The following is a 20,919-nucleotide window of genomic DNA, read 5'->3' on the forward strand; positions in this document are numbered from 1 at the left end:
TGCGCTGCTGCTGGCCCTGCCGGCGCCCCAGGCCGGCCCGCTGCTGCGGACCGCCGCCCAGGAAGAACTGGCCGCGCTGGCCGACAGCGTCCGCATGCGCGGCTGCTGGGCGCTGATGCTGCGCTACCCGGCGGCGCTGGCGCTGCCCTTCGATGCCGCCTTCGTCAACAGCGGGCCGCTGCGCTGGGTCGCGCGCGACAGCAGCAAGCCCGGCCGCGAGACGGCGGTCGGGGCGGCCCCCGAGACCTGGCTCCTGCATGCCGAGGCCGAGTGGAGCGAGGCCCGGCTGGCCTGGCCTGCCGACGCGGTTGCGGCCGAGCTGCTGCAGGCCTTTGCCGCGCTGAGCGCGCCGGCCCCGGCCCCGGGAGCTTGGACGGCGCACTGCTGGCGCTATGCCGACACGCAAGCGGCCCTGAGCCTGGGCAGCGTCTGGCGGGCCGAGGCCGGCTTGGGCCTGTGCGGCGACTGGCTCAACGGCGGCAAGGTCGAGGGCGCCTGGCTCAGCGGCCGCGCGCTGGCCCGGCAGCTGCCGGGCTGAGCTGTGCGCGCTGCGCACGGTCCATGCCCTGCGGCTATGCCCGGCTCTTCAACCGCTATCGCCGCGGGCGCCGGCGCTACTGGTTTACACCACCCGGGATAGCACGGAGCGCGGGCAAGAATGCGCTGTTCGTCTACCCCACAACGCAGCCATCAGTCGAGGAAACCCGATGCTCATGAGCCCCAAGATCTCCCGCCGCACCGTCCACGGCCTGCTGGCCGCCAGCCTGGCCCTGGCCTATGGCATCGCGCCGGCCGCCACGCCCAAGGACACCCTGGTTCAGGCCTTCGCCTTCGACGACATCATCTCGATGGACCCGGGCGAATCCTTCGAGCTCTCGGCCGGCGAGATCCTCGGCAATACCTATGACCGCCTGCTGCGCCTGGATGTGAATGACCCGTCCAAGGTGATCGGCGACCTGGCCAAGAGCTGGACCGTCTCGGCCGACGGCAAGACCTTCACTTTCGAGCTCAAGCCCGGCCTGAAATTCGCGTCCGGCAATGCGCTGACCGCCGAGGACGTGGTCTGGTCGCTGCAGCGCGCGGTGCTGCTGGACAAGACGCCGGCCTTCATCCTGACCCAGTTCGGTCTGAAGAAGGACGTGGTCAAGGACCGCATCAAGCAGACCGGCCCGCTGACGCTGACCATCGAAACCGACAAGCCCTATGCGACCACGCTGGTGCTGAACTGCCTGACCGCCGATGTGGCCTCGGTGCTGGACAAGAAGCTGGTGCTGAGCAAGGAAGCCAATGGCGATATGGGCTACGCCTGGCTGAAGACCAATTACGCCGGCTCGGGCCCCTACACGCTGCGCGAGTGGCGCGCCAACGAGATCGTCGCGCTGGAGCGCACTGAGAACTACAGCCTGGGCGCCAAGGCCCCGCTGGCCCGCGTGATCTACCGCCATGTGAAGGAGGCCGCGACCCAGCGCCTGCTGCTGGAGAAGGGCGATATCGACATCGCCCGCAACCTGGCGCCGCAGGACATCACGGCCCTGGCCGCCAGCAAGGACATCAAGACCACCGCCGCGCCCAAGGGCACGGTGGTCTATATGAGCTTCAATATGAAGAACCCGGCGCTGGCCAAGCCCGAGGTGCGCGAGGCGATGAAGCTGCTGGTGGACTACGACGGCATCGGCGAGACCCTGGTCAAGCACATCGGCCAGATCCACCAGAACTTCCTGCCGGTGGGTCTCTTGGGCGCCAGCACCGACAAGCCCTTCAAGTTCGATGTGGCCAAGGCCAAGGCGCTCTTGGCCAAGGCCGGTTACCCGGACGGCTTCAAGGTCACCATCGATATGCGCACCGTGCAGCCGGTGCAGGGCATTGCCGAGAGCTTCCAGCAGACCGCCAAGCGCGCCGGCATCGACATCGAGATCATCCCGGGCGACGGCAAGCAGACGCTGACCAAGTACCGCGCCCGCAGCCATGACATCTATATCGGCCAGTGGGGCGCCGACTATTGGGACCCGCACACCAATGCCGACACCTTCGCGCGCAATGCCGACAACAGCGATGGCGCGGCCGCCAAGCCGCTGTCCTGGCGCAATGCCTGGGACATCCCCGAGCTGACCAAGAAGAGCGATGCCGCCGCGCTGGAGCGTGATGCGCCCAAGCGCGCCAAGATGTACCAGGACATCCAGGCCGAGTTCCGCAAGACCAGCCCCTTCGTGATCCTGTTCCAGCAGACCGAGGTGGCCGCCTACCGCAGCAATCTCAGCGGCCTGAAGCTGGGCCCGACCTTCAGCACCAACTACTTGTTCACGGTCGCCAAGCGCTGATGACGCGATTTGCTCGGGCGCGGAAGCCCAGGGCGCGCGCCCTGGGCGGATTCCTGCTGGGCATCGCGCTGACCTATCTCGGCCTCTTGGCCGTGACCGTCTTCATCGGCCGGGTGATCCCGGTGGACCCGGTGCGGGCCGTGGTCGGCGATCGCGCGCCCGAGCATGTGATCGCCCGGGTGCGCGAGGAGATGGGACTGAACAAGCCGCTCTGGCATCAGTTCTGGCTCTATCTGCAAAAGGTCGCCCAGGGCGATCTGGGCACCTCGGTGCTGACCTCCAACCCGGTGCTGCAGGACATCAAGCGGGTGTTCCCGGCCACCTTCGAGCTGGCCACCGTGGGCATCATCATCGGTGCCGGCCTGGGCGTGCCGCTGGGCGTCTGGGCGGCGGTGCGGCGCGGCGGCCTGGTCGACCAGGCCGTGCGGGTGATGGCCCTGGTCGGCTACTCGGTGCCCATCTTCTGGCTGGGCCTGATGGCCCTGGTGCTGTTCTATGCCAAGCTCGACTGGGTGGCGGGGCCGGGGCGCATCGATGTGGCTTTCGAGTACAGCGTCACGCCGGTCACCGGGCTGATGCTGGTGGACACGGCGATGGCCGGTGAGTGGGAAGCCTTTCGCAATGCGCTCTCGCACCTGATACTGCCCGGCGCGCTGCTGGGCTATTTCTCGCTGGCCTATATCAGCCGCATGACGCGCTCCTTCATGCTCAACGAGCTGAGCCAGGAGTATGTGATCGCGGCCCGCGCCAAAGGGCTCAGCGAGGCCCGCATCATCTGGCGCCATGCGCTGCGCAACGCCATGGTGCCCCTGGTCACGGTGATCGCGCTGTCCTATGCCGGCCTGCTGGAGGGCTCGGTGCTGACCGAGACCGTGTTCGCCTGGCCAGGCCTGGGCCTGTACATCACCAACTCGCTGCAGAACGCCGATATGAACGCGGTGCTGGGCGGCACCCTGGTGGTGGGCTCGATCTTCGTGGCTTTGAATCTGCTGTCTGACCTGCTGTACCGAATGCTGGACCCGAGGACACGCGTCCGATGAGTACCGATCTGAAAAACCTGCATCAGTGGCTGATGAGCGAGCGGCCTGAGTCGCGCCGCCAGGCCGCGCTGGGCCGGGCCTATGCCGGCTGGCGCACTTTTGCGCGCAACCGCCTGGCCCTGGTGGGCCTGGCCATTGTCGCGCTGCTGGTGCTGATGGCCCTGTTCGCCCAGCAGCTGGCGCCCTATGACCCCAGCGTCGGTGATCTGCGCACGACCCGGCTGCTGGAGCCCTCGAGCGCGCACTGGATGGGCACCGACGACCAGGGCCGCGACATCCTCTCGCGCATCATCCATGGCTCGCGCATCACGCTTTTTGTCGTCGTGCTGGTGGCCGTGCTGGCCGCGCCCATCGGCCTCTTGGTCGGCACGGTGGCCGGCTACCGGGGCGGCATGATTGACGCGGTACTGATGCGCGTCACCGACATCTTTCTGGCCTTCCCGCGCCTGATCCTGGCGCTGGCCTTTGTCGCGGCCTTGGGCCCCGGCATCGAGAACGCGGTGCTGGCCATCGCGCTGACCTCCTGGCCGCCCTACGCGCGGATGGCGCGGGCCGAGACGCTGACGATACGCCAGGCCGACTACATCGCCGCGGTGCAACTGGTCGGTGCCTCGCACAGCCGCATCGTGCTGCGCCACATCATGCCGCTGTGCCTGCCCTCGGTGATCGTGCGCGTCACGCTGGACATGGCCGGCATCATCCTGACCGCCGCCGGCCTCGGTTTCCTGGGCCTGGGCGCGCAACCGCCGATGCCCGAATGGGGCGCGATGATCGCGGCCGGCCGGCAGTATGTCTTGGACCAATGGTGGGTGGCGGCGGGGCCGGGCCTGGCCATCTTCATCGTCAGCCTGGCCTTCAATCTGCTCGGCGATGGCCTGCGCGACACCCTCGACCCGAAGAGCAATAAGTGATGAGCGACACCACCCCTGCGCTGCTCGAAGTCGAGGACCTGCGTGTCTCATTCCCCACCCGCGACGGCGGCCTGTTCGAGGCGGTGCGCGGCGTCAGCTTCAGCCTCGGCCGCGAGCGGCTGGGCATCGTCGGTGAATCCGGCTCCGGCAAGTCGCAGACCGGCCGTGCCATCCTGGGCCTGACCGCGCCCGAGGCCCGCATCACGGCCAAGCGCCTGGCTTTCAAGGGTCAGGACTTGCTCGGCGCCACACCGGCCCAGCGCCGCGCGATGCGCGGCGGCAGCATCGCGATGGTCTTGCAGGACCCCAAGTACTCGTTGAACCCGGTGATGAAGATCGGCGAGCAGATCCGCGAGAGCCTGCAGGCCCATCAGCGCGGGCTGTCCTCGTCCGAGGCCAGGCAGCGGGTGCTTCAGGCGCTGGCCGATGTCGCGATCGATGACCCCGCGCGCGTCTACAAGCTCTACCCGCACGAGGTCTCGGGCGGCATGGGCCAGCGCGCGATGATCGCGATGATGCTGATCGCCGAGCCGCAGTTATTGATCGCCGACGAGCCGACCTCGGCGCTGGACGTGACCGTGCAGCTGCAGGTGCTGGGCATTCTCGACAAGCTGGTCAAGTCCGATAGGCCCCTCGGCCTGCGCGATGCGCAGGCCGTCCCCCGAGGGGAGCCGGGCGGCTTGGGGCGGCCCGGCGCCGCCCGTGGCGGCATGGGCCTGATCTTCATCTCGCACGATCTGCGCCTGGTGGCCAGCTTCTGCGACCGGGTGCTGGTGATGTATGCCGGCAAGGTGGTCGAGGAGGTCCGCGCCACCGAGCTGCAGGCGGCCAGGCACCCCTACACGCAAGGCCTGCTGAACTGCCTGCCGCGCCTGGGCGCGTCGCGCCATCCGCTGCCGACGCTGAACCGACAAGAGGAGTGGAAGCTGTGAGCGGGGACTCCCGATTGGGCATTGAAATACAGGGCCTGCAGGTTCGTTATGGCGAGTTCACCGCGGTGCATGAGGCGAGCTTCACCGTCGCGCCCGGCGAGAGCTTTGGCCTGGTCGGCGAATCGGGCTCGGGCAAGTCCACCATCCTGCGCGCGATCTGCGGCCTGGCGCCGCGCACGGCCGGCACGGTCAGGTTGATAGGCGAAGGCGCGCAGAGCTTGAGAAATTTTCGTAGCGAGCCGTTGCCAGGCAAGGCGGACGGAGCGCAGGGACCGGAACGTACTTGGGTACGTGAGGATCCCGAGCACCGCCCAACGCCGCATGGCGACGGCGCAGTAGAAAAGTTCTCAAGCTCTCAGCCAGAGCCTGGCAGCAAAGCCTTCCGCCGCCTGGTGCAGATGGTGTTCCAGGATCCCTACGGCTCGCTGCATCCGCGCCAGACCATTGATCGCATCCTCGCCGAACCGCTGGCCATCCACGGCATGGCCGCCGATGCCGAGGCCCGCATCCGCCGCGCGCTCGACGAGGTCGGCCTGGGCCAGGGCTTCCGTTTCCGCTACCCGCATCAGCTCAGCGGCGGCCAGCGCCAGCGTATCGCCATCGCCCGCGCGCTGATCCTGCAGCCGCAGATCCTCTTGCTCGACGAACCTACCTCGGCCCTCGACGCCTCGGTGCAGGCCGAGGTCTTGAACCTGCTGGAATCCCTGCGCCGCGAGCGCGGCCTCAGCTTCGTGATGGTCAGCCACGACCTCGGCGTCGTCACCCATCTGTGCGAGCGCCTGCTGGTGATGCAGCAAGGGCGCATGGTCGAGCAGGTGGACGCGGTGGCGCTGGCCGAGAGCCGGGTCGAGCAGGACTACCCCAAGCAGTTGATGCGGGCGGCGGTGGGGTTTAGGAGGGAGGGGTGAGGGGCGGCAGTATGCTGGTCAGAGACGTTCGAAGGGAGCTGTGGAACTCCCCGCCTCCGCATTAGAGGGTCAGGACATCGCCGGCCTTGGCTTTGAGGCCGCAGACCGCGAGCGTGCCCGACGGTCGCGCCAACGCAGAAAGGGCAACTCCACCAAATAGTGCAGGGCGGCACCGAGGGCCAACACGGCCAGCGCATAGACCGAAAACAGCGCCAGACCCTGCACTCGCTGGGAAAGCACGGGTGCCACCATCTCGTGCACCAGATGCATGGCGATCTTGTGACTCAGGTAAAGGCTATACGAAATTGCCGCAAGCCAGGCCGTGCCCGGCAGCGTCCAACGGCCCAACAAACCCTTGGGGTCGGTGGCGGCCAGCACCAGCAGGCCGAACCCCAGCGACAGCACGGGCCAACCGATGGCATTTGCCAGCAGGCCCGTGCGATTGCTGAACAGCAGCAAGGCCAAGCCCCAAAGCGCTATTGCGCCCAACAGCAGTTGATTGGATCGTGCCTGCAAACGCTGGAATTTATCGGGGCGGTAGACACGCAGCACGGCCAGCATCACGCCCATCAGCAGGCCGTCCAGGCGCATCCAGCTGGGATAGTAGATGTCCTCAATGAACCAGGGGCGCGGTGGGTTCAGCGCATCGTTGTGCAACCAGACGCCGGTTCGCAGCGCCAGCCCGAGCAACACAATGCCTGCGCAGACCGCCAGCACCCGCGGCGCAGAGGGGCGGCGCGTCAACCACCAGGCGATGAATGGGAACAGCAGATAGAAATGCTCCTCCACGCACAACGACCAGGCGTGCGAGAAGGCCGTGTTATGGCCATAGTCGATTAGCAGGTTCAGCGTGAACGTGGCAAACACCCACCAAGGCTCCAGGCCGGGGTCCTCGCGCAATACCGGAAAGCATTGATAGAGCGCCAGCACTACCGCGAAGGCAGGCAAGATTCGCCAGGCACGGCGCGCATAGAAGGCTTGGAACGCCAACCCCTCACCGCGTTGCAAGGGTCGCAGCACCTGTGTGCCGATCAGAAAGCCGCTGAGCACGAAGAAGATGTCCACCCCCATCCAACCAAAGCGCGACAACCACTGAAAGTCCGGGCCAAGCCCGCCGGCCACGAAGGAATGGAACAGCATTACCCAGACGATGGCGATGCTGCGAAGAAGATCGAGGCCGGGAAGACGTGGCATTGAGACTGGATGCGCGGCGATTGAGTGGCGCATTGTGTGCGAAATTGAAGGCTTGGCACGCCCGCTTTCGGCTGCGCGAAGGGCTCTGCTTGGCGCTCGCCCGATGTCGGCTATCGCTGCACCACTGCCGTTCGCTACAGCGAATCCGGCACCAGGCCGATGCGAATCATTGATGGCTGCAGCACCGAAGGGCGGAGATCACTAAGACAGGCCATTGGGCGCCGGTCACCATGACAGCCCGTTTCAGCTTGGAACGCGCCGCAGAGCTGCTCGCCCTTTGGCACTTGCGCGGGATTGGCATTGACGGTGGCGCTGCAGCGCAGTCACAACTCGCTCGGCCGTGTCGGCAGCTCGCCCGGCATCAGCACCTCGCCGTTGGGCCCCCACTCGACCTGCGTGATGCCCGGCTCCAGCGCCTCCAGCCGGCGCCGCTCCAGTTCATTGGCGCTGGGTAGGGCGCATGGGTTGAACACCAGCGCCGCACGCAGCTCGGCCAGCAGCTCCGGTTCGCTCCACGGCTTGGGGATGTAGCGGAAGACCCCGGCCCGATTCACCGCAGCCAGCACGGTGCGGAACTCGGCGGCGGCGCTGAGCATGATGCGCACGGTGCGCGGATCGAGCTCCCGGGCGCGGGCGAGCAGCGTGACGCCGTCCATCTGCGGCATGCGGTAGTCGCTGATCAGCACATCGAAGCGCACTTCGAGCAGGCGCGGCAGGGCCTGCTGCGGATCGACACAAAGCTCCACGCTGAGCTGCTGCGGCGTGAAGTGCCGCTGCAGCAGACGGCGCAGCGCGTGCAGCACCGGCTTCTCGTCATCGACGATCAGGAGTCGCTTCATTTGCCAGCCTCCTGCGGCACTTGCACCGCGAGCCTCAGCGCCAGCTGATGCTTGCGCTCGAAGGCAAGAATGCGATTGATCAGGTCCTCGTTCAGCCGCTGGCCGGCCGACAGCAGCAACACGCCCTCGGGGGAGACGAAGTCCCGCACCAGGATCTGGCCGGCGCGCAGATCGGCCGTGCGCAACTGCAGGGTCGGCACGGCGGGTTCGGCGGGGGCGACCGAGAACAGACCGGCGAAGGCATCGACGACGGCCGGGTCGAACTGGCTGCCGCGCCCGGCCAGCACCGCGCGGCGGGCATCGGATGGGCTCAGGGCCTGACCGTCGATGTGACCGCTGCGCAAGTCCTCGTAGGCGTCGGCCACCGCCAGGATGCGCGCACCGAGCGGAATCGCCGTGCCGCGCAGGCCGTCGGGAAAGCCTTGCCCGTCCCAGCGCTCGTGATGGGCGCGGATCAGCGGTGCCACGCCCTGCATATCGTCACAGGCCAGCAGGGCCTGCTCGCCGAGCACCGGGTGCAGCCGGTAGCGCCGCAGTTCGTCGCGGTCGAGCCGGTTCAGCGGGCGCGCCAGCAGCGCGTCGCTGAGGCCGATCTGGCCGATGTCATGCAGCAGCGCGGCGATCGGCAGATCGTGCGCGGTGTTCGCATCCAGCCTCATCGCCTGTGCGATCCGCCGCGTCAGGTCGGCGACCTGGCGCGCGTGTCCGACCTGGGCCTTGCCGCGCAGCTCGATCAGCGCGGTGAAGGCCTTGATCGATGTCAGGTAGTTGCGCTTCAGCCTGTCGTTGGCGGCAGCCAGCTCCTCGGTGCGTTGGGCCACGCGGGCCTCCAGCCCTGTGTTCAGCGCCTTCAGCTCCTCGTTCTGCAACTGCGTCAGCTGTTCCAGCGCCTGCTTGTCGTCTTCGAGCCGCTGCCTCTCCTCGACCTGACGCAGCGTCAGCACCAGCTCGTCATCGCTCCAGGGCTTGGCGATGTAGCGGTGAACCCGGCCGCGGTTGATGGCGGCGATCGTCGAGCCCAGATCGGCCTGGCCCGTCAGCAGCAGTCGCGCGGCATGGGGCCAGGACAGGCTGACCCTTTCAAGCAACTGCACGCCGTCCATGCCCGGCATGCGCATATCAGACAGCACCGCGTTGACCGGCTCGGCGGCGAGTACCGCCAACGCCTCGTCGGCGTGCCCGGCCGTCAGGATGCGCCAGCCGGTGGCGCGGAACAGCCGCCGCAGCGCGGCCAGAATGTTGGGCTCGTCGTCGACGGCCAGCAGCGTCCACGGCGGATTGGCTACCGTCATGTCGCGGCTCCCTCGGCGCCCGCGCGCCGCACGGGCAGGGTGACGCGGAAGCAGGAGCCGTTGCCGGGTTCGCTGCGCACATCGATGCGGCCCTGGTGCTTCTGCACGATGCCATAGGCCAGCGACAGGCCCAGGCCGGTGCCACGGCCGACCGGTTTGGTGGTGAAGAAGGGGTCGAAGACACGGGCCAGATGGTCCGGCGCGATGCCGCAGCCATCGTCCTCGACCTCGACCCAGACCTTGTCCCCGGCGACGCCGCTGCGCACGACGATCAGGCCGCGCTCCGGGCCGATGGCATGGGCTGCATTGACAAGCAGGTTCAGGAATACCTGGTTCAGCTCCGAAGGCAGGCATTCGATGTCGGGCAAGTCGCCGTACGCGCGGCGGACCTCGGCGCGGTACTTGATCTCGTTGGCGACGATGTTCAGCGTCGAATCGATGCCCTGGTGCAGCGAGGCCCAGACCCAGTCCTGGTTGGTGTCGACACGCGAGAAGTCCTTCAGGTCCTGCACGATCTGCCGCACCCGCGACAGGCCTTCCTTCGACTCGCCCATCAGCATCGGAATGTCCTGCTTCAGGTAGTCCAGCTCGACCCGCTCGCGCAAGGCCGCGAGCCGCGTCGCGACGGCGCTGTCGGCCAGCGCCGTTTCGGCCTGCTCGTAGGCTTCGAGCATCTCGAACAGGCGTTCGAGATAGGCTTGCAGCGTGCCGGAGTTCGAGAACACATAGCCGATCGGCTTGTTGATCTCGTGGGCCACGCCGGCCGCGAGCTGCCCGATCGAGGCCAGTCGTTCGGACTGCAGCAGTTGGTCCTGCGCGCTGCGCAGGCTTTCGTTCAGGGCGCGCAGTTGCTGGTTCGCCCGCTGCAGCGCGATGAGTTCGGAATCGGTCATGACTTTCTTTCCTTCAGTGAAGAAGCGCTTCGCAGACGGCCTCGAACTGGGCCTCGGTGTGCGCAAACACCCGCATGCAGGCCGCGTCGTCCAGGCCGCAGGCGGTCCAGACCGGCAGCACCAGCGCAGGCACGGCCTCGTCGGCATCGCCGGCGAATCCCAGGGCATGGGCGATGGCATCGGCCACATGAGCGATGCCGGTCAGCGTGAGTTCGGCCGTGGCCGGCGGGGCGTGGTGCTCGCGGATGGCGGCGACGATGGCCGGTGCGAAGTTCCAATGGCGGGCGACCAGCCCACCGACTTCGGCGTGATCGAGGCCGAGCACCGCGCGCTCGGCCTCGCCGGCGGGGCAATCCTGGCCGAGCCGCCACTGCTCGACCTCGACATAGGCCGGTGCGAACGTGCTGGCCAGTACCAGCCGGCCGATGTCGTGCAGCAGCGCTGCGGTAAACGCCTGGTCGGCATCGTCGCGCCGCAGTTCTGCGGCCAAGGCCTGGGCACACAGGGCACTGCCTATCGAGTGGCGCCAGAAAACGTCATGCTCGAAGCCGGGGCAGCGGCGAAAGCTGCCGGCCAGCCCGGCGGCCGTGACGACCCCGCGCACGGTGCGCAGGCCCAGCACGCCGATCGCCTCGGCCACCGAGCCCACCTGCCGGCCGCGCCCATAGAAGGACGAGTTGGCCAGGCGCAGGGTCTTGGCGACCAGGGCCTGGTCCTGCGAGATCTTGCGCGCGAACTGCGTCGCGCTGAGTTCCTCGCGGCCCAGCGACTCGACCAGCTCGAGCACCACCGAGGGCAGCGGGGGCAGGTCGCGCAGCGCGGCGAGCAGCTCGTCGTGGGAGATCGGGTGCAAGGCCGTGCTCATCGCGCTGACTCCTGCCGGTAGCGCCGCACCAGGTGCAGCAGCGGATGGACGCGCCCGTCGCGCAGGCTGTGGCGGAACAGCTGCGCCAGCGCCGCCGACGCCACCGCCGCCTTGTCGGGAACGGTCGGCGTGCTCATGTCGAGGCCCCGGCTTGCGGCAACAGCACCAGCAGCCGCCCGCGCGCGTTGCCGTTCAAGATCCGGCTCAGCGCCCACCAGCGGCGCCCCGCCAGCCAGACCAGCATGGGAATGCCCTCCACCGCCTGCTGCAAGACCTGCGGGAGCTGCTCGGTCGCGGACGCGCCCAGCAAGTCACCATCCCGTCCACACAGCGCCAGGGCCGGTCCGTTGGCGAACACCAGCAGGCCCTCCTCGTCGATGCCGAGAACGGGCACCGGCACGGCATCCAGCAGTTCCTGCGCCGCCTCGCGGCTGCCGACCTCGCGCACATTCTGTTCATGCTGTGCACTCAGCAGCGTCTGCAGCCGCCGGTTCAGTTCGGCCAGTTCCCGGTTGGCGGTCTTCACCTCGTGGTCGAGGCGTCGGTTCTGGTCGGTCATCTCCTTGAGCGCGAAGGCCTCGCGCAGATGAGCCCGCAGCTGCTCGTCGTCCCAGGGTTTGGCGAGGAATTTGTAGATCGCCCCCTCGTTGATCGCATCGGTGATCGACTGCAGCTCGGTGTAGCCGGACAGCACCAACCGTATCGTCTCGGGATACAGCTGCCTGGCCCGGCGCAGCAGCTCGACGCCGGTCATGCCCGGCATGCGCTGGTCGGACAGGATCACGTCGACCTCGTGCCGCGCCATCAGCTGCAGCGCCTGCTCGGCGCTGGTGGCGCTGAGCACCAGCCAGCCTTCGCTGCGCAGCAGCCGGCGCAGCGCAGCGACGATATTGTCTTCGTCATCGATCAGCAGCAAGGTGCGCTGGCGGGACCGCCGGCCCAGCAGCGTGGCATCGATATGCCGGCCGTCGCGCAGCATCGCCTCGAGCGCAGCCGCCGGCAGGGCGGCGCTGAACCAGTAGCCCTGCATCTGGTCGCAGCGGCTGGCGGCCAGCAGGGCCGCCTGGCCTTCGCTTTCGACGCCCTCGGCAATCACCTTCATCTGCAACTGGTGCGCCATCGTGATGATGGCGCGTGTGATCGACACGTCTTCCGCCGGCGCGCTGACATCGGGCACCAGGGAGCGGTCGATCTTGACCACGTCAATGGGCAGCCGGCGCAGATAGCTCAGGCTGGAGTAGCCGGTGCCGAAGTCGTCCAGCGAGACCTCGACGCCGAGCGCTCGCAGCGCCCGCAGGTGCTGCACCGCCTGATCGAAGTTGGCGATCAGCATGCTCTCGGTGACCTCGACGCCGAACAGCCGCGGGTCCAGGCCGGACGCCGCGAGCAGGCCTTCGATGCGCCGCGCCAGCTCCGGCTGGAGCAATTGGCGTGCCGACAGATTGACCGCCATGCGCAGCGGCGGCAGCCCGGCGCGCTGCCAGGCTGCGGCCTGCTCGATGGCGCGGCGCAGCACCCAGTCGCCGATGGCGACGATCAGGCCGGTCTCCTCGGCGATCGGGATGAAGCGATCCGGCGCGATGTGGCCCAGCGTCGGGTGTTGCCAGCGCAGCAAGGCCTCGACACCGACGATGCGGCCATGCCCGAGGTCGACCTGCGGCTGGTAGTGCAGTTCGAGCTGCTCGTCGCGCAGCGCATGGCGCAGTGCGGTCTCCAGCGCCAGTCGTTCCGGATCATCGTCCTGGTTCGCGCCGGCGTAGACGCTGGCCTGGTTGCGGCCCAGCAGCCTGGCCTGATGCAGGGCGGCGTTGGCGCGGCGCAGCAGGGTGTCGGCGCGCTCACCGTCATCGGGTGCCGTGGCGATGCCGATGCTGCAGGTGAGGTGGATCTCGTGCCCCTCGACAAACATCGGTAGCGCGATGGCAGCGAGCAGCGTCTGGGCCGTGTGCAGCGCCGCCGTCCTAGGGTCCGGCATCACGATGACGAATTCGTCGCCGCCGCGGCGCGCCACCAGGTCGATGCCGCGCACGGTGGCGCTGATGCGCCGGGCCACCTCGCGCAACACCGCGTCGCCGATGTGCGTGCCGAGGCCGTCGTTGATGCGCTTGAAACGGTCCAGTTCCAGCACCAGCACCACGGTCTCGGTGCTGGTCTGCAAGGTCGCCCCCAGGCGCTCGAACAGCAGCTGGCGGTTCGGCAGCCCCGTCAACTCATCGAAGTGCAGCAACTGCCGGATGCGGTTTTCGGCGGCGCGGCGTTCGCGCAGATCGTCGATGCAGACATGGGCAAAGGTCTCGGCCCCGCTCGCGACCAGACTGACGGAGACATCGGCCGGAATCTCATGGCCCGCCTGGTGGCGGACGCTGGTCTCGAAACGCAGGGCGCCGCGCTCGCACAACTCGCGCCAGCGCTGCGGCCACTGCCTGTCGTCCGTCTGCGTATCGATATCGGGCACCCGCAGTCGCAGCAACTGCTCACGCTCCAGGCCCAGAAGCCGGCAGGCCGCTGCGTTGGCATCGCGAATGGCGCCCTCGGGCCCGACCTGCAAGAGCGCATCGCTGGCCTGTTCGACCGCATGGCGGGTCAGCAGCAGCTGGTGCTGTGCCTGGTCGCGTTCGGTCACATCGCGCGCCGACGGGATCAGCCAGGCCACGCTGCCGTCGGCCCCGTAAAGCGGCAGCAGCGAAAAGTCCATTGCCAGCGTCGCTCCGCTGCTGGTGGCCACGCGCACGTCGAAGCGCGAGGCCTCGCCGCGCAGGGCGCTGACCAGCGCCTGCTGCAGCCGCTGCTGAGACAGCGCGCAGGCCTGCCACCAGGGGGTGGTTTCGAAGCGCCTGCCGAGCACCTGTTCCGGCGTGCTGCCGATGGCTTGCAGCGCCGCCTGGTTGGCATAGCGCAGCACGCCGTTGGTGTCGAGCAGCCCGGCGAAGATGGAGGGCCCCAGCCGATCCATGACCTGGTGCAGGGCGCTTTCGAAGTCTGCTGGCGCGGCGCTGGCTGCTGACGGCGTCAACGCGGGACTCACGACGCAGCAGGGGCTAGATGGATGAGGTGTCGGCATGCCCGCAGTCTGCGGGGCAGCCTGCGCCGGCAGCATAAGCAGTTGCCGACCTGGAGAACCGGATCAGATCGCCGCGTGCTCCGCTATACCTGCCCGTGCTGCGTCATCGGCCAGGCGCGCCAGCGTGCGCATGGCGCGCTCGTGCGTGGCGTCCCAGGGCTGGCCGCAGGTCAGCCGGACATGGTGCTGGAACTCGGCACGCGCCGAGAACATCGGCCCCGGGGCCAGGCTGATGCCTTGCGCCAGTGCCGTGCGGTGCAGCGTCATCGCGTCGACCGCGACCGGCAACTCGACCCAGACGAAGTAGCCGCCAGCCGGCCGCACCACCCGCGTCCCGTCCGGAAAGTGCCGGGTGACGGCTTCGAACAGGCTGTTGCGCTGCGCTTGCAGAGAGCGTCGCAGGCCTCGAAGGTGGTGGTCGTAGCCGCCTTCCTGCAGGTATTCGGCGAGCGCCGCCTGCACGGGAATGGAGCCGGACAGGCTGGTCATCAGCTTCAGCCTTTGCACCTCGTGTGCCCACCGGCCGGGCGCTGCCCAGCCGACCCGGTAGCCGGGAGCCAGACACTTCGAAAATGATGAGCAGTGCAGCACCAGGCCACGCCGGTCGTAGGCCTTGGCCGGCAGCGGTGCCGCGTTGCCTTCGTAGAGCTCGGCATAGACGTCGTCCTCGATCAGCGGCAGGTCGTGGCGGGCGAGCAGGTCGACGAGGTCGCGCTTCTTGGTCTCGGGCATCAGGCTGCCGAGCGGGTTCTGGAAGTTCGTCATCAGCCAGCAGGCTTTCGGGCGGTAAAGCTCGATCACCTGCGCCAGGCGGCCCAGATCGATGCCCTCGCGGCAATGCGTCGGCACTTCGATGGCGCGCAGACCCAGGCGCTGCAGCGCCTGCAGCGCCAGATAGAAGGTCGGCGACTCGACCACCACCGCATCGCCAGGTCGCGTCACCGCGTTCAGGCACAGGTTCAGCGCCTCCATTGCGCCGTGGGTCAGCACGATCTCGTCGGTGGCGACAGCCAGGCCGTGAAGCAGGTAGCGCTTGGCGATCTCGCGCCTGAGGCGCAGGTTGCCCGGCGGCAGGTCTTCGACCATGTTCCATGGCTCGAGGCGCCGCGTGCTGGAAACCAGGGCGCGGCGCAGTCTGTCGAGCGGGAACAGATGGGGGTCGGGAAAAGCTGATCCGAAGGGCACGATGTCGCGGGCGCGTGCCGAGCCGAGGATCTCACAGACCAGGTCAGTGACCGCGACGGTCTGGGATCCGGGCTGCGGCTGGGTGGTCTGCGGTTCCGCGAGCAGCACGCCGTCGGCGCGTGCTGCGACGAAGTACCCTGAGCGGGGCACCGCGCGAATCAGGCCGCGCGACTCTAGCAGGTAGTAGGCTTGGAACACCGTGCTGGGGCTGTGGCCCCGGCTCGCCCGCATCTGGCGCACGGAAGGCAGGCGATCCCCGGGGCGCAGAACGCCGGCAGCAATCTGCTGCTCGAGTTCTCGAGCCAGCAGTTCGTACCTCGCAACTGAGGTGGCGGGCGAGCTATGAGGCATGGTGTTGGCACCGCGCCTCGGTCGACTGCCGACTCTGTGGGTGATTTCTTGCAGTCTAGGGCTTGCGCGGCGCGATGCAAGCGGCGGCACGCGAGCAGTTGGGCCCCGGGGCGGCCTTCCAAGGTGCCGCCCCAGAAGGTGGAGCAAGTCTTTGAGGTCGACCGCCCGTCAAGGCTGGCGGTAGTGAGCCCGTGAGCTCGGTGCCGGGGCCCGCATCGCGCAGGCCCTGCACGACTGCTGCGCCCACCCCTCGCTGCCGCCGGTGACCAGAGCCCGCCGGCCCGCCAGTTGAAGATCGAAGCTCATGCCCTGATCTCCAGCGATGCGATCAGGCCGCCTTCGAGGCGGAAGTCGTACCGGAGATCGACAGGGCTGCCGGGGAAGTTGCCGGCCACCCGGCTGGTGACGATATGGCGTCCGTCCTTCTGCTCCCGCGCGAACGGTTCACTCGTGTAGGTGTACTTGGTCGATGCCCCAGCCTTCCACGCCCTGATGGCGTCGAGGCCTGCGTGGGAGCGGCCCTCGTCTTTGACGACGGCTTGTGCCGTGAAGCATCGGGCGACGGCGTCGGGCTGCTGTTGGTCGGCCGCGAAGTAGGCGGCAATCGGTTCAGGGAGGATCAGGGCAGTCATGGTGACGGACTCCTTGGCGATGAAGTCGTCAGGATGCGGCCGTTTGAGAATTTAGTGAATAGACTAGAATCAAAATGAGTTATGTATAAATAGATACAGAATGCGCGGGTCCGAATTCGCCGAGCTGAAGGCCTTTGCCGCGGTGGTTGAGCGGGCAAGCTTTGCGCGCGCGGCGGAGCATTTGGGGCTTTCGCCCTCGGCGCTGAGCCAGACCATCCGTCAGCTTGAGGCCCGGCTTGATGCAAGACTGCTGAACCGCACCACGCGCAGCGTGGCGCCAACAGCCGCCGGCGATCAGTTGTACGGCCGCATCGCACCGCTGTTTCGGGAGATGGCCGACGCGGTGGCCGAGGTCAGCGCGGCTGCCGGTCGGGCAAGTGGGACGCTGCGAATCAACACGCTGGGAATGGCTGCACGTCAGGTGATCGCGCCTCGGCTTGGCCGGTTCCATTGTGCGCATCCCGACGTGGCCTTGGACATCGTGGTTGACGACGGGCTGAGCGATATCGTTGCGGGCCGCTTCGACGCCGGCATCCGCGTGGGCGGGCGGCTGGAGAAAGACATGATCGCCGTTCGCCTGACGCCGGATGTGAGCTTGATTGCGGTGGCTTCGCCGGACTATCTGGCGCATCGCGGCACGCCGCGCTCACCTGTCGACCTGCACAAGCACGCCTGCATCAACTGGCGGCTTCAGATTGACGGCAGAGCCTATCGCTGGGAGTTCGAGAAAAAGGGCAAGCGGCTGGAGATCGCAGCGGAAGGCCCCTTGGTCACCAACAACGCGGATGTCGGTGTCGAAGCGGCAGTGCAAGGCTTGGGCATTGCCTATGCCTTTGACCGCGAACGCGTGGATGCGCATCTTGCCCAGGGCCGCTTGGTGCAGGTGCTCGCCGATTGGTCGGTCACGCGGCCAGGCCTCTTCCTCTACTACTCGAACCGGCGGCATATGCAGCCCGCGCTGGGCGCTTTCATCGACTGCCTGCTGGATCGCGACCTCGTGGTCCCGGGCTCAACGCCAGGGCGCCGGGGCCACTCCACTCGCAGGCGGTAACGCAGGCCCGCTGCGCAGCTGTCCCCCTGCACCCGCGCTTCCCGAGGGTCATGTCGAACCCCGCCCACCCCATCCGTCGTGCATTGCTGGCACCATCGCACCAACGGAGACACCCCCATGCCCCTGCAGCTCTACTACCACCCCTTCTCGTCCTACTGCCAGAAGGTGCTGATCGCGTTCTACGAGAACGCGATTCCGTTTGAGCCGAAGCTGCTGGAGGGGCCGGACTGTCCGGCGACGAAGGCGCTGGCCGAGTTGTGGCCGATCAAGCGCTTTCCGCTGCTGGTCGATGAGGAGCGCGGCGCCACCGTCATGGAGGCGAGCTGCATCATCGAATACCTGGGCCTGCACCGCCCGGGCCCGGTGCGCCTGCTGCCCGAGGATGCGCAGGCGGCGCTGGAGGTTCGGATGCTGGACCGCTTCTTCGACAACTATGTCTCGACGCCGCAGCAGAAGATCGTGTTCAACGCGCTGCGGCCGCCCGAGCAGCGCGACGCCTACGGTGTCAGCGAGGCGCGGGCGATGCTGGACACCGTCTATGCCTGGCTCGATGCGCGCATGGCTGCAGGGCGCGAGTGGGCGGCCGGCGCGCAGTTCAGTCTGGCCGACTGCGCCGCCGCGCCCTTTCTGTTCTATGCCGACTGGACCCATGCCATCGACAAGGCCCACACCCATCTGCTGGCCTACCGCCGCCGCCTGCTGGCGCGGCCCTCGTTCGCGCGTGCCGTCGATGAGGCCAGGCCTTATCGCCACTACTTCCCGCTGGGCGCGCCCGACCGCGATTGACGCCGCGCTGTAACTGCCCGGCCCCTAAGATGCGCCCATGAGACTCGCCCTGATCGCCCACGACCGCAAGAAGAACGAGATGGTGGCCCTGGCCGCCGAGTTCCTGCCCTTCCTGAATACCTGTCAGCTGATGGCCACCGGCACCACCGGCGGGCGGCTGCGCGACGAGCTGGGGCTGGTCCATGTCGAACGGCTGCTCAGCGGGCCGCTGGGCGGCGATCTGCAGATCGGGGCGCGGCTGGCGGTGGGCGAGGTGGACGGGGTGATCTTTCTGCGCGACCCGATGACGCCGCAGCCGCATGAGCCCGATATCAACGCACTGGTGCGGGCCTGCGATGTGCACAACATCCCCTGCGCTACCAATGTGGCCGGCGCGCGGCTGATGCTGGAGGCCTGGGCCTATCCCGGCTGAGCGGGCTTAGCCCGCTAGTTGGTCACCAAGCTCCAGCCGGTGCTCCAGTCGTCGGAGTTGCCGCTCAGCGTCAGCGCGGCCGAGGTGCCGCGGGCGCAGGGGCCGATCAGATAGCTGCCGGCGCCCAGTGTGAAGCTGTTGCTGAGGTTGATCAGCTGCCGCACATTGGCGGTGGTGGGCATGATCTTGTAGCCGTTATTGGGCGAGAAGACCGTGCCGCCGCTGCTGAGGGCGTAGCAGACGTCGACGCGCAGACTGGTGTTGAGCGAGGCGATAAAGCTCAGCGTGGCGGCGTTGCTGAAGCGCTGGGTGGTGGTGGTCGTCACGCTGGCGGTGGGGCCGAGGAAGGCATAGGTCGCGGTCGCGATCGACGTGGTGCTGACCTGGCCGTTCCAGGAGCGCACCTGGTTGACGCCGCTGGGCCCCTGCGGCCCCTGGGCGCCGGTGTCGCCCTTGGGCCCCGTCGCACCGGTCAGACCCTGCGGCCCCTGGGCACCGGTCGCGCCGGTATCGCCCTTGGGGCCGGGCGGGCCGGCCGGGCCGGTGTCGCCCTTGTCGCCCTTGGCCCCCTGGTCCATCAGGCTCAGGTCCAACCGGGCCACATGGCCGGTGGCGGTGTTCTCCTTGCTGTCGAAGAACACCACGGTGGCCGGCGCCGAGACGGCCGGCACCAGCGCGAAGCCATGGTTGCTGCCGGGGCTGGTGATCCATTGCCGCACCTGGGCCGTCACATCGATGGCCAGATACTGGCCGGCGGCACTGACCGGCACGGCCGGCACGCTGCCGGCGCCCGAGGTGGTCGGCGGGCTAGCGGCGGTGGCGCCCAGCTCGGTCCAGGGGCTGTAGACCGTCTGGGCCTCGATCGCGCCGGGCGTGCCGACCCGGTTGACATACAGCACCAGGCTGGCCTTCTGCAGCTTGGCCGCCGTCAGCCCGGCCGGCAGCGTGCCCAGATCGAAGCGCAGCAGGGCCTGCGAGCCGCCGCCGACATTGAGCGTGGGCAGCGCGCCGAAATTGCTGGCCGGCAGGCTGGCGCTGATATGCGTGTCGGCCGCCGGCACCGCGTCGACGGCCCAGGCCGCGCCGGTCGGCAGGCCGCACAGCAAGGCCGGGGCCAGGCACCGAGCGGCGGAGACTGAGAAACAAGAAGAGGCGTACTGCATGACGAACTCCCGGCCGCTGAAATGGGCCTGCGCCAGCCTAGCCCCCGGCGCTGCGCTTGACCATGGCCGCGCGTCCCCGAAACCGGCGAGGCCGGCGCTGTCGCAGCCGGTGCCTGTTTATCGTCTTGGCGCGGTGCCTCAGCCCAGTGCCGGGGCCTGATACACCAGCACCTTCAGCGAGCGCTGCTCGTCCACATCGGCAAAGGCCGCCGGGTTCGCCACCCGCTCGACAAAGCGCAGCGTGGGGGCCAGTTCCTGCATCTGGGCCTGCAGAAAGCCCAGGTCCAGCTTGGGCGTGTTCAGGCACAGCAGCGCGTGGCCGCCGGGCGCCAGCAGCTCGGGCAGGCGGCGCATCAATCGGGCGTAGTCCTTGGTGGCGACGAAGCTGCCCTTCTGGAAGCTGGGCGGGTCGACGATGATCAGCTCGTAGGGGCCGGCGCGGCCGATCTTGCCCCAGCTGCTGAAGATGTCGTGTGGCAGGAAGCTGGCCGTGCCCATGCCAGGCGCGGCGGTCAGACCGTTGAGCTGGTGGTTCTTCTTGCCTATGCCCAGCGCGCCGTCGCTCATGTCCACATTGACCACCTGGGTCGCGCCGGCCTGCAGGGCCACGACCGAGAAGGCGCAGGTGTAGGCGAACAGGTTCAAGACCTTGAGCCGGCGCTTGTCGGGCCAGCCGGCCACAAACTCGCGCACCCAGCGCCGGCCCTCGGCCATGTCGAGGAAGAGGCCGTGATTTTGGCCGCGCAGCAGATGGACCAGATAGCGCGCGCCCTGCTCGCTGACGATGTGCTGAGGCTCCGGCAGGCTGCCGGCCATCAGGCGGGTCTCGCTGCGGCCCTCGTGGCGGAACTGGTAGGCCCAGCTCAGCGTGGGCCCGCAGCGCGCGCTCAGCGCGCAGTGGATCTCGGCCAACTCGACCTCGCTCAGCGGCTGCGAAAAACTGGCCAGCAGCCAGACCGGCGGAAAAGCATCCAGCGCCAGATGCTCGCAGCCGGGGTGCAGGCCGCCGCGGCCGTGAAAGATGCGATGGGCCTCGGTGGGGTTGGGCGTGAGGGTGGCGATGGTGTCGAGCAGGGGCTGCAAACT

20 protein-coding genes are annotated in these 20,919 nt (G+C 68.1%); 9 read left to right on the forward strand and 11 right to left on the reverse strand.

Features of this window, described 5'->3' with window-relative positions; translation table 11 throughout:
* The 6 genes from PO768_RS19460 to PO768_RS19485 form a co-directional block, all read left to right on the forward strand.
* Positions 1 to 538, forward strand: a 538-nt coding sequence (locus PO768_RS19460; RefSeq protein ID WP_442953255.1) for an NAD(P)/FAD-dependent oxidoreductase, incomplete at its 5' end; no start/stop codon positions are given.
* A 175-nt stretch (positions 539 to 713) separates the two neighbouring features.
* The gene (locus PO768_RS19465; protein ID WP_272647387.1) at positions 714 to 2,318 is read left to right on the forward strand and encodes an ABC transporter substrate-binding protein; all 1,605 of its coding nucleotides are present in this window, start codon (positions 714 to 716) and stop codon (positions 2,316 to 2,318) included.
* Entirely contained in the window at positions 2,318 to 3,358 is a 1,041-nt protein-coding gene (locus PO768_RS19470; RefSeq protein WP_272647368.1) for an ABC transporter permease, read from the forward strand. The genes PO768_RS19465 and PO768_RS19470 overlap by 1 nt, the downstream gene beginning before the upstream one ends.
* Positions 3,355 to 4,269: a nickel transporter permease gene (gene nikC, locus PO768_RS19475; protein ID WP_272647369.1), complete on the forward strand. Its 915-nt coding sequence runs from the start codon at positions 3,355 to 3,357 to the stop codon at positions 4,267 to 4,269. The genes PO768_RS19470 and nikC overlap by 4 nt, the downstream gene beginning before the upstream one ends.
* Positions 4,269 to 5,201, forward strand: a complete 933-nt coding sequence (locus PO768_RS19480) for an ABC transporter ATP-binding protein (protein WP_272647370.1) — start codon at positions 4,269 to 4,271, stop codon at positions 5,199 to 5,201. Before nikC ends, PO768_RS19480 begins: the two co-directional genes overlap by 1 nt.
* Complete coding sequence (locus PO768_RS19485) at positions 5,198 to 6,109, forward strand: ABC transporter ATP-binding protein (protein ID WP_442953256.1); 912 nt, start codon at positions 5,198 to 5,200, stop codon at positions 6,107 to 6,109. Before PO768_RS19480 ends, PO768_RS19485 begins: the two co-directional genes overlap by 4 nt.
* A gap of 69 nt (positions 6,110 to 6,178) precedes the next feature.
* Here the strand turns inward: PO768_RS19485 and PO768_RS19490 are convergent, their stop codons facing one another.
* From PO768_RS19490 to PO768_RS19530, 9 genes are all read right to left on the reverse strand, one after another.
* Positions 6,179 to 7,303, reverse strand: a complete 1,125-nt coding sequence (locus tag PO768_RS19490) for an acyltransferase family protein (RefSeq protein WP_272647371.1) — start codon at positions 7,301 to 7,303, stop codon at positions 6,179 to 6,181.
* 323 nt (positions 7,304 to 7,626) lie between these two features.
* Complete coding sequence (locus PO768_RS19495) at positions 7,627 to 8,142, reverse strand: response regulator (protein WP_272647372.1); 516 nt, start codon at positions 8,140 to 8,142, stop codon at positions 7,627 to 7,629.
* Positions 8,139 to 9,434, reverse strand: a complete 1,296-nt coding sequence (locus tag PO768_RS19500; RefSeq protein WP_272647373.1) for an HD domain-containing phosphohydrolase — start codon at positions 9,432 to 9,434, stop codon at positions 8,139 to 8,141. Before PO768_RS19500 ends, PO768_RS19495 begins: the two co-directional genes overlap by 4 nt.
* Complete coding sequence (locus tag PO768_RS19505; RefSeq protein ID WP_272647374.1) at positions 9,431 to 10,327, reverse strand: ATP-binding protein; 897 nt, start codon at positions 10,325 to 10,327, stop codon at positions 9,431 to 9,433. Before PO768_RS19505 ends, PO768_RS19500 begins: the two co-directional genes overlap by 4 nt.
* Before the next feature lie 13 nt (positions 10,328 to 10,340).
* Positions 10,341 to 11,192, reverse strand: coding sequence for an HDOD domain-containing protein (locus PO768_RS19510; RefSeq protein WP_272647375.1), 852 nt, complete (start codon positions 11,190 to 11,192; stop codon positions 10,341 to 10,343).
* Complete coding sequence (locus PO768_RS19515) at positions 11,189 to 11,329, reverse strand: hypothetical protein (protein ID WP_272647376.1); 141 nt, start codon at positions 11,327 to 11,329, stop codon at positions 11,189 to 11,191. Before PO768_RS19515 ends, PO768_RS19510 begins: the two co-directional genes overlap by 4 nt.
* Positions 11,326 to 14,205: an EAL domain-containing protein gene (locus tag PO768_RS19520; protein ID WP_272647377.1), complete on the reverse strand. Its 2,880-nt coding sequence runs from the start codon at positions 14,203 to 14,205 to the stop codon at positions 11,326 to 11,328. Before PO768_RS19520 ends, PO768_RS19515 begins: the two co-directional genes overlap by 4 nt.
* 111 nt (positions 14,206 to 14,316) lie before the next feature.
* Positions 14,317 to 15,789: an aminotransferase-like domain-containing protein gene (locus PO768_RS19525; RefSeq protein WP_272647389.1), complete on the reverse strand. Its 1,473-nt coding sequence runs from the start codon at positions 15,787 to 15,789 to the stop codon at positions 14,317 to 14,319.
* 302 nt (positions 15,790 to 16,091) lie between these two features.
* Positions 16,092 to 16,421 (reverse strand): nuclear transport factor 2 family protein, encoded by a 330-nt coding sequence (locus PO768_RS19530; RefSeq protein WP_272647378.1) that lies wholly within the window; start codon positions 16,419 to 16,421, stop codon positions 16,092 to 16,094.
* Positions 16,422 to 16,521: 100 nt separating this feature from the next.
* Here PO768_RS19530 and PO768_RS19535 point away from each other — a divergent pair, with 100 nt between their 5' ends.
* The 3 genes from PO768_RS19535 to PO768_RS19545 all read left to right on the forward strand — a co-directional run bounded on the left by PO768_RS19535 (position 16,522) and on the right by PO768_RS19545 (position 18,670).
* The gene (locus PO768_RS19535) at positions 16,522 to 17,472 is read left to right on the forward strand and encodes a LysR family transcriptional regulator (protein ID WP_272647379.1); all 951 of its coding nucleotides are present in this window, start codon (positions 16,522 to 16,524) and stop codon (positions 17,470 to 17,472) included.
* Between the two features lie 117 nt (positions 17,473 to 17,589).
* Positions 17,590 to 18,258 carry a glutathione S-transferase family protein gene (locus PO768_RS19540; protein WP_272647380.1) on the forward strand — a complete coding sequence of 223 codons (669 nt, stop codon included), beginning with the start codon at positions 17,590 to 17,592 and terminating at the stop codon, positions 18,256 to 18,258.
* Between the two features lie 37 nt (positions 18,259 to 18,295).
* Complete coding sequence (locus PO768_RS19545) at positions 18,296 to 18,670, forward strand: methylglyoxal synthase (protein WP_262971639.1); 375 nt, start codon at positions 18,296 to 18,298, stop codon at positions 18,668 to 18,670.
* Positions 18,671 to 18,684: 14 nt separating this feature from the next.
* Here PO768_RS19545 and PO768_RS19550 read toward each other — a convergent pair whose 3' ends face one another.
* Entirely contained in the window at positions 18,685 to 19,833 is a 1,149-nt protein-coding gene (locus PO768_RS19550; protein ID WP_272647381.1) for a DNRLRE domain-containing protein, read from the reverse strand.
* Between the two features lie 138 nt (positions 19,834 to 19,971).
* Positions 19,972 to 20,916 carry a class I SAM-dependent methyltransferase gene (locus PO768_RS19555; protein WP_272647390.1) on the reverse strand — a complete coding sequence of 315 codons (945 nt, stop codon included), beginning with the start codon at positions 20,914 to 20,916 and terminating at the stop codon, positions 19,972 to 19,974.
* Positions 20,917 to 20,919: the final 3 nt, after the last annotated feature.

It is taken from the genome of Paucibacter sp. XJ19-41 (genome assembly GCF_028462495.1).
In the GTDB taxonomy this organism is placed as follows: Bacteria; Pseudomonadota; Gammaproteobacteria; order Burkholderiales; family Burkholderiaceae_C; genus Roseateles_E.